Annotated in this window: 12 protein-coding genes; 7 read left to right on the top strand and 5 right to left on the bottom strand. The window is 58.4% G+C overall.

Features of this window, described 5'->3' with window-relative positions:
* Window positions 1–89: 89 nt before the first annotated feature.
* The 3 genes from A37O_RS15630 to A37O_RS0102820 all read left to right on the top strand — a co-directional run bounded on the left by A37O_RS15630 (window position 90) and on the right by A37O_RS0102820 (window position 5,756).
* A complete protein-coding gene (locus A37O_RS15630; protein WP_018295981.1) occupies window positions 90–1,922 on the top strand; it encodes a vWA domain-containing protein in 1,833 nt (610 codons plus the stop codon).
* Between the two features lie 182 nt (window positions 1,923–2,104).
* Window positions 2,105–3,820 carry an ABC transporter ATP-binding protein gene (locus A37O_RS0102825; protein ID WP_026196081.1) on the top strand — a complete coding sequence of 572 codons (1,716 nt, stop codon included), beginning with the start codon at window positions 2,105–2,107 and terminating at the stop codon, window positions 3,818–3,820.
* Complete coding sequence (locus A37O_RS0102820) at window positions 3,813–5,756, top strand: ABC transporter ATP-binding protein (protein ID WP_018295979.1); 1,944 nt, start codon at window positions 3,813–3,815, stop codon at window positions 5,754–5,756. Before A37O_RS0102825 ends, A37O_RS0102820 begins: the two co-directional genes overlap by 8 nt.
* A 5-nt stretch (window positions 5,757–5,761) precedes the next feature.
* On the opposite strand, the gene A37O_RS0102815 is transcribed toward A37O_RS0102820, so the two are convergent.
* Window positions 5,762–6,826: an alpha/beta fold hydrolase gene (locus A37O_RS0102815; RefSeq protein ID WP_018295978.1), complete on the bottom strand. Its 1,065-nt coding sequence runs from the start codon at window positions 6,824–6,826 to the stop codon at window positions 5,762–5,764.
* A gap of 43 nt (window positions 6,827–6,869) precedes the next feature.
* Here A37O_RS0102815 and A37O_RS0102810 point away from each other — a divergent pair, with 43 nt between their 5' ends.
* The 4 genes from A37O_RS0102810 to A37O_RS0102795 all read left to right on the top strand — a co-directional run bounded on the left by A37O_RS0102810 (window position 6,870) and on the right by A37O_RS0102795 (window position 12,604).
* A complete protein-coding gene (locus A37O_RS0102810; RefSeq protein ID WP_018295977.1) occupies window positions 6,870–7,448 on the top strand; it encodes a TetR/AcrR family transcriptional regulator in 579 nt (192 codons plus the stop codon).
* 101 nt (window positions 7,449–7,549) lie between these two features.
* Window positions 7,550–10,267, top strand: a complete 2,718-nt coding sequence (locus tag A37O_RS0102805; RefSeq protein WP_018295976.1) for a (Fe-S)-binding protein — start codon at window positions 7,550–7,552, stop codon at window positions 10,265–10,267.
* Window positions 10,268–10,569: 302 nt separating this feature from the next.
* On the top strand, window positions 10,570–11,193 hold the full coding sequence (locus A37O_RS0102800) for a DUF1707 SHOCT-like domain-containing protein (protein WP_245533774.1): 624 nt from the start codon (window positions 10,570–10,572) through the stop codon (window positions 11,191–11,193).
* Between the two features lie 97 nt (window positions 11,194–11,290).
* Entirely contained in the window at window positions 11,291–12,604 is a 1,314-nt protein-coding gene (locus tag A37O_RS0102795) for a pyridoxal phosphate-dependent aminotransferase (protein ID WP_018295974.1), read from the top strand.
* Between the two features lie 10 nt (window positions 12,605–12,614).
* Here A37O_RS0102795 and A37O_RS0102790 read toward each other — a convergent pair whose 3' ends face one another.
* The 4 genes from A37O_RS0102790 to A37O_RS15625 form a co-directional block, all read right to left on the bottom strand.
* Window positions 12,615–12,965 carry a hypothetical protein gene (locus A37O_RS0102790; RefSeq protein ID WP_018295973.1) on the bottom strand — a complete coding sequence of 117 codons (351 nt, stop codon included), beginning with the start codon at window positions 12,963–12,965 and terminating at the stop codon, window positions 12,615–12,617.
* A gap of 17 nt (window positions 12,966–12,982) precedes the next feature.
* A complete protein-coding gene (locus A37O_RS0102785) occupies window positions 12,983–14,293 on the bottom strand; it encodes a UDP-glucose dehydrogenase family protein (RefSeq protein WP_018295972.1) in 1,311 nt (436 codons plus the stop codon).
* Window positions 14,294–14,383: 90 nt separating this feature from the next.
* Window positions 14,384–14,719 carry a hypothetical protein gene (locus tag A37O_RS16760; protein WP_018295971.1) on the bottom strand — a complete coding sequence of 112 codons (336 nt, stop codon included), beginning with the start codon at window positions 14,717–14,719 and terminating at the stop codon, window positions 14,384–14,386.
* Window positions 14,720–14,734: 15 nt separating this feature from the next.
* Complete coding sequence (locus A37O_RS15625) at window positions 14,735–15,478, bottom strand: NAD(P)-binding domain-containing protein (RefSeq protein WP_018295970.1); 744 nt, start codon at window positions 15,476–15,478, stop codon at window positions 14,735–14,737.
* Window positions 15,479–15,500 lie beyond the last annotated feature (22 nt).

The raw sequence follows: 15,500 nt of genomic DNA, 5'->3' as shown, positions 1-15,500 counted from the left end.
ACCCCATGCTTCAGTTGAGCGGGCAAGATTCGGAGCGGCCCGACGCGCAAGGCGCTCCCACCATGGTTGTGTTGGATAACTCAGGCTGAATGAGTGAAAACGATGCAGGTGGACAAACCCGCATTGACGCGGCCAAACAAGCAGCCACGACACTGATTGAGGACATCTCCGATTCCACGGACCTCGGATTCACCTACTACGGTGGCAACACCAGCGAAGACATGGCCGCTTACGAACGTGGCTGCCAGGACGTTTCTGTCGTACGCGGACCAGAACGCGGCAACTCGGAAGAATTGACCACCGCCATTGCTGCACTCGAACCAGGTGGCTTCACCCCGATCGGCAAAGCCCTCATTGATTCGGCAGACGAGCTTCCCGAAGGCGACAACATCGTGCTGGTCTCCGACGGGCTAGCAAATTGCACCCCACCGGATATCTGCGAAGTTGCCACCGACCTGTCGGATTCCGGTGTGAATCTGGTCATCAACGCCATCGGCTTCAATGTTGACCTGCAAGCCCGCAGTGAACTTGAGTGCATCGCCGAATCAGGTGGTGGCATCTACGCTGATGCGTCTGATGCTGACTCACTCATTGATGCCTTGAAGCGGGCCACGACTCGCCAGTACGTCGCATATGACTCCGCGGTACAAGACATCCAAGGTAGTGAAGCCATCGATGCTGCGCCGGAGGTCCCGCGGAACGTCTCTGAATTCAGCACGAAGATTCCGCCTGCTGCAGATCCTCACGATTCGGGTTCCGGTGGCACGTCTCTCTACTGGCGGATCCCTGTAGAAAAAGGAGAATCCCTTTCCATCGCTTCGAACACAGTCGTTGAGCCCACGGTAGTCACCTACGATCCAGGAACCCTCTATCTCACGCCACGACTACACGAAAATGCAGACTCGCAAACACCGTCTGGCAACCGCTGCAGCACTTACATCGACAGCCTCGGTGAGAATAACTTCCGCGGAATTCAAAGCGTATCCCTAGTTTCGGAGAAAATCGGCACCCCTAATTGCGATACCTCCGAAGTAATCCTTGAGATTGAACGACGGGGAGACTACCGCGACGGGGCCGACTTGTTAAGCGAGATCACCATTCGACGTTTCGGCGAAGTCGATCAATCAACTGTTACTCCTGCCGCCCAAGAGACAGAACTTGGCACGCCAGTAAGTGCAGAGGAGGAAGCAGAACCAATCACCCCTGGCACGTGGTTTATTGATGCGACTCCTTTAGATCTTGCAGGGCAGAACGTGACCACGAATATTGTTCCTGGTGAAACGCACTTTTATTCCGTTCCCATCGGTTACGGGCAAATGCTCCAGGGAGGCATTCGGGCAACTCTCAACCAAGCCGAGGAACAGGGTAACTCTGCCTTGGGAGATGCTTTAGTTCTCGACGCTTTCAACCCTGGTCGCGCGAGCGTGCCCCTCACGAATCGTTATCCTTCTGCGCGAGTCTCAGAGACATTCGACCCCTTCGCCTACAAAGCGCCCATTAGCCACGGCAACTTGTCCAGCACTGGGCTTGAATCAGCGTGGCTAGGCGGCACCCACTACCTCGCAGTCACCTATGCCCCCTTCAACGAAACCGAAGATGTCTCCGCGGAAGATCAGCTTCTCACCCTCGAGTACGAACTCGCGAACGCAGCCGCCGGAGAAGAAGTCGATCCCCCAGTATTCGCAGCATTAGGTGGTGGTGCCGCGGACGCCACTGCTGAAACCACACCACAACCAGTTGACTCCACCACGCTCGAAGCAGCCGGAACCGAAGAATCCAATAATGGGCTGAGCTATGCACTGGGTGGACTGGGAGTGGTCGTTCTTCTCGGCATTATCGCCGCAATCATCTTTATCAGCCGCAAGTACAATGGAAATCAATGGACCAGACCTCGTGGTCGATTCCAGTATCGACCGCGTTGAGAATTTAGCTGACAAATCAACATTTGACCTGCGCAAATGCATGAGCTGGAAAAACGTGGTCGATACTGCCCCGACGTGGAATTTGCTAAGAACAAGTGACCCGCAGCACCGGGCTATCAAGTACTTAGAAAAACTTCTACAATGGGCTAGCTTTTGATAATTTCAATGTAAAGGCCTCACCCATGGACCTTCTAAGAATCCTTGTGTCCCGCTCGAAACCCTATGCGGGATACGTCCTAGCGGTGGTAGTGCTCCAAGCCATCACCACCGCTGCCACACTCTATCTACCGTCACTGAACGCAGACATCATTGATCAAGGTGTCTCCCAAGGCGACATCGACCACATCTGGAGCGTCGGGCGCGTTATGCTCGGCGTCGCGTTTATCCAGGTCATCTCCGCAATCGCCGCTGTGTGGTTCGGTTCTCGTACAGCGATGGGCCTTGGCCGCGATGTGCGTAAGCAGGTTTACCGGAAGGTCACCGCGTTCTCTGCCGAGGACATGGCAAAATTCGGTTCGGCCACCTTGATCACACGCAGCACAAATGACGTGCAGCAAATCCAGATGGTCTACATGATGATCCTGAACTTCATGGTCAGCGTGCCCATCATGTGTATCGGTGGCATCATTATGGCGCAGCGCGAAGACCCAGGTATGTCCTGGCTCGTCTGGGTTTCTGTGGTTGTGCTCGCTGTTGTGATCGGGGTGTTGATCTTCCGGTTGATGCCGCTGTTCACATCGATGCAGGACAAGATTGACAACATCAACGGCACCCTGCGCGAGCAGCTCGCCGGCATCCGTGTGATTCGCGCGTTCGGCCGTGAGCGCTTCGAGAAAGATCGCTTCACCGAATCAAACAAGGATCTGACTGATGTTTCTCTGCGCATCGGTTACCTGTTTGTGCTCATGACACCGCTGATCACTCTCGTCCTCAATGGCGCTACTGCCGCCGTGCTGTGGTTTGGCGGCGAACGCGTCGATCAGGGCTTGGTCCAGGTCGGCTCGCTCACGGCATTCCTGCAGTACCTGCTGCAGATTCTGGTCTCGGTTATGATGGGTACCTTCATGGCCATGATGCTGCCTCGAGCAATCATCTGTGCGCGCCGTGTCGCCGAAGTGCTCAATCACGAGCCCTCCATCATCGAGCCCACCGAACCAGCTGTCCTCGGCGCACCTCGCGGCGAGGTCGAATTCAAGGGTGTCAGCTTTAGCTACCCAGGCGCCGACGAACCCGTGCTCAAGGACATCTCGTTTAAGGCACACCCCGGCACGACCACGGCGATCATCGGATCGACGGGTTCGGGCAAGACAACGCTGATTTCACTGATTCCGCGCCTGTACGCGCCGACAAGCGGCGAGGTGCTTATCGACGACACCAACGTCTCCGACATCGCCCGCAAGGACCTGGTCCAACGTGTTTCCTTGGTCCCGCAAAAGCCGTATCTATTCTCGGGCACGGTGGCCTCGAACCTGCGTATGGCGAATCCCGACGCTACCGACGAGGAGCTCTGGCACGCGCTCAACATCGCTCAGGCGAAGTTCGTCGACGATCTGGACATGCCTATTGCCCAGGGCGGTACGAACGTCTCCGGCGGGCAGCGCCAGCGTTTGTCCATTGCGCGCACGATCGTTGCTCAGCCGAAGATTTACCTTTTCGACGATTCTTTCTCCGCGCTCGACGTGATTACTGATCAGTTGGTCCGGGAGGCGATGAAATCGTCGATAAGCGATGCAACGATGATCATTGTGGCGCAGCGCGTGTCCTCGATCATGGACGCGGATCAAATCATTGTGTTTGATAACGGTCTAGTTGTTGGCCAGGGCACCCACAATGAACTCCTTGAAAACAACACAACCTACCGTGAGATCGTAGAAAGCCAGGTGGCCCACAATGAGTGATCTGACTGATGAACAGCTCGCTGAGCTGGAATCACAGACTGCTGGCGACGAATGGTCGGGCTCGGCGCCTCGTCAGGCGAAGGAATTCTGGCCGTCGGCGAAGCGCCTGTTTGGCTTGCTTGGCGAGCACAAGGGGAAAATGGTTGCGGTCATGATCTTCAACGTCGCCGCCGTTGTGCTCAACGTGTGGGCACCGAAGGTTCTTGGCCAGGCCATGGACGTGATCTACTCGGGTGCCATCTCGAAGCAACTTCCCGCGGGGATGTCTAAGGAACAGGTCATCGAGGGCCTGCGCGCCGATGGGCAGAACACCTTCGCTGACATGGCTTCGGCGATGGATCTGACTCCGGGTGTGGGCATCGACTTCCCGCAGCTTGCTCGGATGATCGTGTTCGTGCTGGCGCTGTACCTATTTTCCAGTGCGTTTACGCTCTGGCAGGGCCGGATTCTCAACCGCATGACCATGGCCGTGGTGTTTAAGCTGCGTGAGCGCGTCGAGGCGAAGATCCACTCGCTGCCTCTGTCGTACTTTGATACCCGCCAGCGCGGCGATCTGCTTTCGCGCACTACTAACGACATGGATAACGTGCAGCAGGCACTGCAGCAGGCCGTTGCGCAGTTGCTCTATTCTGTCTTCTTGATCATCGGAATTACCGTAATGATGTTCTCCATTTCCGTGCAGCTCGCGTTGCTGGCACTTCTGGCTATCCCGCTGACCGGTGTGGTGATTGGCATTATCGGTTCGCGCTCGCAGAAGCAGTTCACCGTCCAGTGGAAGGCGACCGGTGAGCTCAACGGTCATACCGAGGAAACCTTCTCGGGCCACAACCTGGTGCAGATCTTCGGCCGGACCGAGGCCATGCACGAAGAGTTTGACCGACGCAATGAGAACCTCTTCTCCTCTGCCTCGATGGCGCAGTTCCTCTCCGGCATGATGATGCCGATCATGCAGTTCATCTCCTACCTGTCGTACGTGGCCATTGCGGTGTTCGGCGGGCTCAAGGTTGCCAACGGTTCCCTGACGCTTGGCGACGCCACCGCCTTCATCCAGTACTCCCGCGAGTTCAACCAGCCGCTTGGTCAGCTCGGCGGCATGGCGCAGATGGTGCAGTCCGGTGTCGCTTCCGCTGAGCGAGTCTTTGAGTTCCTCGACGCCGACGACCAGAGCCTAGAGACCGAGAAGGTTTCTTTCGACGGCCGCGCTACTGGCCTGGTCGAATTCGACCACGTGAACTTCTCCTACACCGATGAGCCGTTGATCCAGGACCTGAATCTGCGCGTTGAACCTGGTCAGACGGCTGCGATCGTGGGTCCGACCGGTGCGGGTAAGACGACACTCGTCAACTTGATCATGCGCTTCTACGACATCGATTCGGGCCAGATCCGCATCGATGGGATTGATACGAAGGATCTCACCCGTGCCGAGCTGCGTTCTCAGATCGGCATGGTGCTCCAGGATGCTGTGCTGTTTAAGGGCACCATCATGGACAACATCCGCTACGGACGCCTCGACGCCACCGATGAGGAGGTCATCCAGGCGGCGAAGGCTACCTACGTGGATCGCTTCGTGCACACCCTGCCCGACGGCTACCACACCGAGATCGACCAGGACGGCGGTTCCATTTCCGCAGGTGAACGCCAGCTGATCACCATTGCGCGTGCGTTTTTGGCTCAGCCCGCCCTGCTCATTCTGGACGAGGCCACCAGCTCCGTGGATACCCGCACCGAGGTGCTCGTCCAGGAGGCCATGGGTGCTCTGCGCACGAACCGCACAAGCTTCGTCATCGCACACCGCTTATCGACGATTCGCGACGCCGACCTCATCCTGGTCATGGAAAACGGCCAGATCGTCGAACAGGGCACGCACGAGGAACTTATCGCAATGGAAGGTGCTTACTGGCGTCTGAACCAGACGCAGTTCGCCGAAGGCGAGTAGTTTCCCTATTTTTCAGCAAGCGCCAGCATCAGTTCCACGAACTGGTCTGGCGCTTCGCCGTGGAAGTTGTGGCTGGTGTCGGCTTCGACGAACTCGGCCCCCGGCATGGCTGCCTTCGCGCGGGCAGCTTCTTCGTTGCTTGCCGCTGCTTGGAGAATCCCGTCTTCGCCGACCACTTCCTTCGCGTGGACATAGGTGATGGGTGTTTCGATCGCTTGAAGAGTTGTGTCTAAGTCCACACCGTTATTCCAGGTCCCATCGTAGAAAGCCTCGCCGAAATAGGGGTCATAGGTCATGCTCCACCTAGCCATTTCCGCCATGGTGCCGGGCATATAAAAAAGGTTGATGGGCTGATCGGGGTGCTTCTCGTGATATTTCAAACCATCGTTAATAATGTTCTTCGCTCCGTCGCCGAAGAACATCCACATGCGTTGGTGCTGCCAGTAGTAGGCGGGCCAGTCCTTTTCGCCCTCGGCATTAAAATTATGGGCCGAAGTGGCCAGATCCTGCCAGTTCCAGGTTTCCTTGGCCCGCGGAAGCTCGGTGGCAAAGAAGGGCGGATCCTCGAAAAGAACTCCCGAGACCAGGTCTGGGTGGGTGGCTGCCAAGCTCGCGGCGATGAGGCCTCCGGAGGAGTGCCCAGAAACATAGGCCGGCTCACCGATGACCTGTGACGTAAAGGAAGAAACCACCTCCGCCATTTCCGGTGCCGTGTACTGGCCCGGCATCCGATCGGATCCGCCGTGGCCTGGCACATCAACGGCATAGACGTGGAAGTTCTTTCCCAAATCACCGAGTACTTTGTGGTAGCTGCGCCATGTGCTGCCCTGCCCGTGAATGAGCAGCAACGGGGGCTTTCCTTCTCCGTCCGAGTTTTCGCCGTAGGTGAGTTTTACGCCGTCAATGGTGGCCTGCTGCTCGCCAAAACCGGCCCGCTCCACGCGCTGATCAAGCCGTGAATTCCACGTGACATTGCGCCACACGTACCACCCGCCGACACCTACCGCGGCGACGGCAAGCACACTGACGACGGATAAAACTCCCACCAAAATCTTCTTGCCAGTTCTCACGATAACCCCTTATTTAATACGGTTGTATGATATAAACTTTAGCATGCCAGCCATCATCGATCACGACCAAAGACGCAACGAGCTCGCACGCGCTGCGCTCGAACTGGCCGCGCACCACGGACTCGAAGGGGTAACTATCCGGCGCGTCGCCACCGCCACCGGGTATTCGCCGGGCACGGTGCAGCACTACTTCCCCACCCGCGCCGACCTCATCGGCCGCACCCTCGAGCTCCTGGGCAGCAAGCAGCGCGAGCAATTCCTCAGCGTGGACCAAACACTTGAACCACGCGCACTGATCCTCGCGGTCGTGCGCGCGTACATGCCCACCAACGCAGAGGAGCGCACTATTGCCGGCGGCGGGGCGGCGTTCTATTTGGCATCGCTTTACGACGAGGCCCTTCGTCGTCAAGTGTCTTTAGGCCCTGCGGCCCTGATCTCCGTGATCACCCGAATCCTTGAGGGGGCTGCCCGCGACGGCGCGCTTGCCGAGGGTGTCGAGCCCTCCCACGAGGCCTCTATTCTGTGGGGATTCTTCGACCCCTCTCCTGTCTTGGCCGGCTACCGCACGGCAGAAGAAACTCTCGCGACCGTGGAGTATTACCTCGACAGAATCTTCTCATAATTACAGGTCACAGGCCCACTGAATAGAAGAGACCCTAAATGTCTAACCTACCGTTTAGGCTGTAGGGGACAAACTTCAGGCGCACGCGAAAGGAACTGCGAATGACCACCGTCTTGGGCTGGATTGGCATCATCTTATCTATCCCCGTGTGGGCCTATTTCCTCTACCGCGCTGTCGGTGTTGTGCGCTTCGTCGCTTCGGGTGGCCCGACCCTGGGCGAGCGCACTGACCATCTGGGCCAGCGCTTGTGGCGGGTCATTGCCGAGGTATTTGGACACTCCCACTTTAAGGGGAAACCACTGGTCAATGCCGCGCACTGGATTGTGATGGTGGGCTTCCTCTTTGGCGTGGTGGTGTGGTTCGAGGCCTATATTCAGACCTTTAACCCTGCCGGTGGTTGGCCTTTCCTATCTGAGTGGCCGGTTTATCACTTCGTTGAGGAGGTCCTCGCGGTGGGCACCGTTGTGGGCATTCTGTTCCTCATCGGCGTGCGTCTTAAGTTGGGCGATTCGGAGCGCGGCAGTCGCTTTTATAACTCGCAGATGGGTGCAGGGCGCGTCATCGAGGCCATCGTATTCATCGAGGGCTTCGGCATGCTCATGGTCAAGGCCGGCAAAATTGCTACCTACGGAGGCGGCTCTCTGTGGGCGGATTTCCTCTCCATTCACATTGCCAAGCTGCTGCCCGCCTCCGAGGTGATGGTCAGCTCGTTTGCCCTGATCAAGCTGCTTGGTGGCATGGCTTTCTTGGTTCTGGTTGCCAGAAACTTGAACTGGGGCGTGGCCTGGCACCGCTTCACTGCGTTCTTCAATATCTTCCTCCAGCGCAACCCTTCCGGGGAAAAGGCGCTGGGCAAGGTGCTTACGCCCGATCTGGAAAATGCTGAGGACGTCGAGGAAGCTGTCGCACCCGGTAGCTGGAAGATGCTGTTGGATTCCACTGCGTGTACAGAGTGCGGGCGCTGCCAGGAGCTCTGCCCCGCGTGGAATACCGGCAAGCCACTGAGCCCCAAAAAGCTGATGATGGATATCCGCGATTCGGCGCTGGATTCCTACGACTCCCACGCCGGGGTCGACGTACTCGCCCTGGCCAATGAAATCGACCCGGACGTTCTTTGGTCGTGCACCAACTGCGGTGCCTGCGTGGATCAGTGCCCTACCGATATCGAGCACCTCGACCATGTCACGGACCTGCGTCGCTTCAAGGTGCTCGCCGAGTCCGAGTTCCCGTCCGAGCTGACCAGCCTGTTCAAGAATATTGAAACCAAGGGCAACCCGTGGGGTCGCAACAATTCCGAGCGCGCCAGCTGGGTCGACGAGGCCCGTCGCGACGGGCTTGAGGTGCCGGTTGTCGGCGAGGACCTCCAGGATTTCTCAGATACCGAGTACCTATTCTGGGTTGGTTGCGCAGGCGCCTACGACGATGCTGGCAAGCGCACGACCCGCGCAGTCGTCGACCTGCTCGAGACCGCCGGTGTGAAGTACGGCGTGCTCTCCACGGGTGAGTCGTGCACCGGTGATCCCGCTCGCCGCGCCGGCAACGAGTACCTGTTCCAGATGCAGGCCACCAAGAACGTGGACACGCTCAATGAAGTTTTCGAAGGTGTTCCTGAAGGCCAGCGCAAGATCATCACCACCTGCCCGCACTGCTTCAACACCATCCGCAACGAGTACCCGGACTTCGACGGACACTTCGATGTCTTCCACCACACACAGCTGCTCAACCGCCTGGTCCGGGACAAGCGCGTTGTCCCTGTTCCGCGTGGCCCGGAGAATCGCAAGCCGATCACCTATCACGACCCGTGCTTCCTCGGTCGCCACAACAAGGTCTTCGATCCACCCCGCGAGCTCCTCGAGTCCACCGGTGTTCAGCTCACCGAGATGGACAACAACCGCGACGAGGCCTTCTGCTGCGGTGCCGGCGGCGCCCGCATGTTTATGGAGGAAAACATCGGCCAGCGCGTCAACGAGTTCCGCACCGAGCAAGCACTGAGCACAGGCGCCGAGGAAATCGCCACCGGCTGCCCGTTCTGCAACAACATGTTTGGTGGTGGCGTGAAGGCTCTCAATTCGGATACCAAGGTCAAGGACGTTGCGGTCATGCTCCGTGATTCCGTGCTTGTCGACGGCGCCCTTCCGTCCCCTGCAGAAAAAGCCTTCGTCAGCCCATCGCGCGCAACGCTAACCTTGACTCCGCGCAAGAAGAAGCCGCTTCACGACGACGCTCCCGCCTCGACTTCGCAGGCCACGCCTAGTGCGCCTAGTGCGTCTAGCGTGCCTAGCGTGCCTAGCGTGCCGGCGACACCAAGCGTTCCTGGTGTTCCGGCAGCGCCTGTCGAGCCTATGGTTCCTTCCGCGTCGGCGGTTCCCGCTGCGCCTGCAGTGCCTTCTGCACCAAGAGTTCCTGCGGCGACACCACCAGCGCCTCGCACCCCTGCCCCAGCTGCCCCGAATGCTCCCGCCGCAGCACCTTCCACACCGAGTGTCCCCGCGGCACCTTCCGCTCCCGCTACGCCGAGCGCTTCCGGTGCGCCAACCCCGCCTGCACCACCAGCATCGTCAAACATCCCAGCAGCTCCCGCCGCACCAAGCACACCAAATGTTCCTGCAGCGCCAAGCGCTCCCGCTGCGCCTTCCGCATCGGCGGTACCTGCAGCGCCTTCTGCACCGGGCATCCCAGCAGCTCCCGCTGCGCCGAGTGCAGCTACTCCACCGGCGCCTCCAGCACCAAGCGCACCTAGTGTTCCCGCAGCACCAACTCCGCCAACTCCGCCTGCGCCACCTGCGCCGGCCGAAGAGGATCAAGACGACGAAGGCTAAAAAGGTGCACTTTGCCAGATATCACCATTAAATGACCTGGGCTTTTAGTTTTCGTCCGACGTTAGGTCCGCCAGCCCCGAACCTAATGCACTGCGAAATATAAAAACCCAGGTCGCTGTGAGAGAAGTCTTGCGTAGTGCACCTCGTGGGTCCGACCCAAGCAACCAAGCGACCCCAGCAACCGAGGAAATCCCCGGGCGGAGCAAAACCACAGCGAAACCGAATCGAACGTGAACGGATTCCAGACGGACCTCGAAACCGCACAAGCAAAATACGAGATACTCGGCGCTATAATCAAAACTGTGAGTCGACCTTTCCGCCCCAGCAACCCGAACATGCGCCTAAGTGATAACGAGCGCGCCGATGCCATGTCCGCGCTTGGTCGTGCTTTGGCCGAAGGTCGTTTAAGCATGGTGGAATATGACGACCGCCTCACCGAAGTCATGAAGGCTGACACTCGCGGCGATCTCGTCCCATTGTTTAAAGACATTCCCCAAACCCCGGCGGCGGGAAACTCCACCGAAGTAGCAATGTATTCCGCAAATGAGGTCGCGGAAACTCACAAGCGCGGACAAAAAACGCGCGCCGGTGTCATGGGCTTGTCCACGGTGGGTTCGTTTGCCGCCATGTTTATCGGCTTGGCTGCAGGTCTAGGCGGCGTGAGTGCAATTGCGCTGCTGATCATTCCGACCGTGTTTATCCTGCTCTACGTCATGAAGGTGGGGCCGGATTCGTGGTATGTGCCTAGTCCTCGCCAGTTGGAACGTCAACGCTTCCGCGAAATCCAGTCGGCGCAGGCCCTGGAAACAGCCCAACGCAAAGCAGAGCGCAAGGAACAAATCGAGCAGATCACCGGTGACGCAATGGGAATTGCACAGCGTGCCCTAGATAAATTCAAAGACTCCGGCACCGACAAGTCCAAGTAACCCCTATTTCCCCAGATAACTCATCAGTCTCACTCTCTTCATCACATAAAGTCACATTAGGTAGTAAACGCCGAACGAAAGTGGCAGAATTACCGCCATGAGTAAGTCGGATGAGAAGACCCAAGAGCCACAAGAGCAGCCCACGCAGGAAAAGCCTGTCGAAAAGAAGGCGGCGGCGCCTCGTCGTAAAGCGCGCCGTGTCTTCGCGGAATCCGACAAGCTGCACGGTGTCGCCTACGATATCCGCGGCGAGGTCACGGCCGAGGCTGAACGCATGGAGCTCGATGGACACACCATCCTCAAGCTCAACACTGGCAACCCAGCAGTCTTCGGGTTCGACGCGCCTGACGTAATCATGCGCGACATGATCGCAAACCTGCCTACCTCTCAGGGGTACTCTACGTCGAAGGGCATCATCCCTGCGCGCCGTGCGGTGGTCACCCGATACGAACTTGTCGAAGATTTCCCACGCTTCGACATCGATGACGTGTATCTGGGCAATGGCGTCTCCGAATTGATCTCCATGGTCACCCAGGCGCTGCTGAACAACGGCGACGAAGTGCTCATTCCTTCGCCAGACTACCCGCTGTGGACAGCGTCGGTCTCCCTGGCTGGTGGCACCCCGGTGCACTACCTAGCCGATGAGGACAACGACTGGAACCCGTCGTTGGAAGATATCCGCGCAAAGGTCACCGATAAAACCAAGGCCATTGTGGTGATCAACCCGAACAACCCAACGGGTGCGGTGTATTCGCGCGAGATCCTCGAGGGCATTGCTGATATCGCTCGCGAGAACGATTTGATGATCCTCGCCGACGAAATCTATGACCGGATTTTGTACGACGATGCGAAGCACATCTCCATGGCTGAGGTCGCACCGGATGTTTTCACTGTGACGTTCAATGGCCTGTCCAAGGCATACCGCGTGGCTGGCTACCGTGCTGGTTGGCTCGTTCTCACGGGGCCGAAGGAGTACGCAAAGGGCTTCATCGAAGGCCTCGAACTGCTGGCCGGCACTCGCCTGTGCGCTAACGTGCCTGGTCAACACGCTATTCAGGTGGCTTTGGGCGGACACCAGTCCATCTACGAGCTCACTGCCGAGGGCGGGCGTTTGCACAAGCAGCGCGATATCGCCGTGGAAAAGCTCAACCAGATCCCGGGTGTTTCCGTGGTCAAGCCGATGGGCGCTATGTACGCGTTCCCGAAGCTGGACCCCAATGTCCACGAGATCCACGACGATACCAAACTCATGCTGGACATTCTGCGCGCCGAGAAAATCCTGATGGTGCAGGGAACCGGGTTCAACTGGCCGACTCCGGATCACTTCCGCATTGTCACGCTACCGTGGGCTTCGCAGCTGGAAAACGCAATCGAGCGCCTCGGTAACTTCCTGTCTAGCTACAGGCAGTAGGCGTTTTTCGCTACTCGACGATTGACCCGTCCGGTAGCTCGACCTGGATCTTTTTATCGCCGGTGACATAAAACCCGGCACCGAGATCATGGGCGAGCGACCGGGCGGTTTGTTCTGCTCCAGGTGCGTTGATGCGTGCCCAGACGAAATCCTTCGCCACGAAGTACTTCGTTCCATCCCAGCCCGGGCTGGGCGAAAACTGCGTGTAGAGGGTTTCGTACCAGGTGGTCAGCTCTTTCGTGGTGGAGTTTGAGTCGTCGTCGAACTCGGCAGCCTGGTCGAACCAGTACAGAAAATCCTGGATATCGTCGTGCGGAACTTGTTCCAGATCAAAAGCAACGAAGGCGCGTCCAACACTCATGGCTTCTATCCTAGCGCCTAAAGATTGCGGCCAAGCGCCTGCATCTCCCATCCCGCGTCGTGCCATGCCTGGACGTCGAGAACATTGCGTCCGTCAATGATCTTCTTGTCTTTCACCAAGCCACCGGCATACTCGGGATCCATGTTGCGGAACTGGGCCCACTCGGTAGCCAAGATGACAAGCTCGGCGCCATCGAGTGCTTCATCAAGCGACTCCGTGTACTCCAGAGTGGGGAATACTTTCGCTGCGTTTTCCATCGCTTCCGGATCGTAAACGCGCACGGCAGCACCTGCGAGGCTGAGTTGTCCTGCCACAGACAAAGCTGGCGAATCGCGCACGTCATCCGAGTTGGGCTTGAATGCAGCGCCGAGCACGGTTACGCGGTGGCCAAGTACACCGTCGAGGACCTCGTTGGCGAGCTCTACCATGCGAGTGCGGCGACGCATGTTAATAGCGTCGACCTCGCGCAGGAAGGTTAATGCCTGGTCAGCACCGAGTTCACCGGCGCGCGCCATGAAAGCACGAATATCCTTCGGCAGGCAGCCACCTCCGAAACCGAGACCCGCGCCAAGGAACTTCCGGCCAATGCGGTCGTCGTAGCCAATAGCATCGGCAACCTGGGTCACATCGGCGCCGGTGTGCTCGCATACCTCGGAGACGGCATTAATAAAGGAGATCTTCGTGGCCAGGAAGGCGTTCGCCGACACTTTCACCAGCTCTGCCGTGGCAAGATCAGTGACCAAAAATGGAGTGTCCGCGGCGAGCGCCGTGGCGTAAACTTCGCGCGCAATTTCGCTAGCGGTAGAACCGTCGCGCTGCCCGACGACAATGCGGTCTGGTGTAATGGTGTCGTGGACGGCGTAGCCCTCGCGCAGGAACTCAGGGTTCCATGCGATTTCCACGGAGGTACCTTCCGCCGAGAGCTCGTCGGCACGCTTTTGTAGTGCCTCCGCGGTGCCCACCGGAACTGTGGACTTACCGAAAATCACGTGATCGCCCTTTAACAATGGGACGAGTGCCTCGACCGCCGCGAAAACATACGTGGTGTCGGCAGCATAAGAATCGCTCTTCTGCGGGGTGCCCACACCGAGGAAGTGCACGTTGGCGAATTCCGCGGCCTGCTGATAGTCGGTGGTAAACCCGAGTCGACCGGAACCGATGTTTTGTTCCAAGATCTCAGGCAAACCTGGCTCGTAGAACGGGACTTCGCCCGCCGCAAGCCGTTCGATCTTCGCTTCATCGACGTCCACGCCTAATACTTCATGGCCAAGCTCAGCCATACAAGCGGCGTGGGTTGCGCCGAGATATCCGGTTCCAATAACGGTCATACGCATACCCTTCATTATGACCCACTTTCCGGAACTTGGCAGCACAACGAGAAATGCGTTGGAACACGCCTGAACTGCAGAAACAAATGATTAATGTACGACCATTGAAGATGCGAGGCCGGCAGGCGCCCGCAAGTAATCCCGCACCGCCACTGCGGCGGCTCGCCCTGCACGGTTGCCACCAATCGTGCTTGCCGAGGGACCGTACCCCACGAATTGGACGCGTGGATCAACCGCACTTGTCACCGTTGTCTGCACGTCGTGGTTTCCGGGGAGGAGCTGGATTCCGCCATACTCGCTTTTGAGGTGCAGGGGCGCCAAATGCCCCACGTCGTGGCGAAATCCCGTGGCCCACAAAATAATGTCCACGGGCTCAAACGAGCCATCGGCCCACCGCACTCCCTCTGCCTCAATCGAGCTGAACATCGGGCGACGGCGGTCTTATACACCGGTGGCTTCGGCCTCCTTTTCCTGCGGGCGCAGATAGATCCCCGAGTACTGCGAGGATCGCCGCGGCACCCGGCCTTCGAGCACGGTTTCTTGCACGCGCGCAATCAGATCGCGACCCGAAAAATCTTCACTCGCACGGCGCAGGGGACGACGAGTCACCCACACCACATCGCTGATCGTGGCAATCTCACCGATAAATTGCGTGGCCGAAGCCCCCGCGCCAACCACAACAACTCGCTTGCCTCGGAAGTGCTCCCGTCCGGGATAATCGGCAGTATGCAGCTGCTCACCGCGGAATGTTTCTTGGCCCGGATAGTAAGGAATGAAAGGCCGGCGCCACGTGCCGGTGGCATTGATGAGCGTCTGCGTTGCCCACTGCTGCTCGCCGGCTTGGACGATCAGCATCCCATCGGGATCCCCATCTAAGTCCGAGACCGAGTCAACATCGACGGGACGAATAATCGGCAAGTTGTGCTCGTGCTCGTACGCGCCGTACCAATCGGGCACGACTTCATTGGCTCGTGCACTCGACGAGTTCGGAGCAATGGCTCCGGGCAAGTCGGCGACGCCGTGGACATCATTCATCGTCAACGAGTCCCAGCGGTGCTGCCATGCACCTCCCGGCCCCGGGTTCGCATCGAGCACGACGTGACTAATACCTAAGCGCTGCAAGTGATAGGAACTCGACAGTCCTGCCTGACCAGCGCCGATAACAATAGATTGAAGGGCATCCATACTTCAATCAACGAGAAGTATG

The organism is Corynebacterium lubricantis DSM 45231 (assembly GCF_000379425.1).
GTDB classification, from domain to species: Bacteria; Actinomycetota; Actinomycetes; order Mycobacteriales; family Mycobacteriaceae; genus Corynebacterium; species Corynebacterium lubricantis.
Note: the sequence above shows the minus strand (reverse complement) of the source record. Positions and strands in the feature narration are given on the sequence as shown.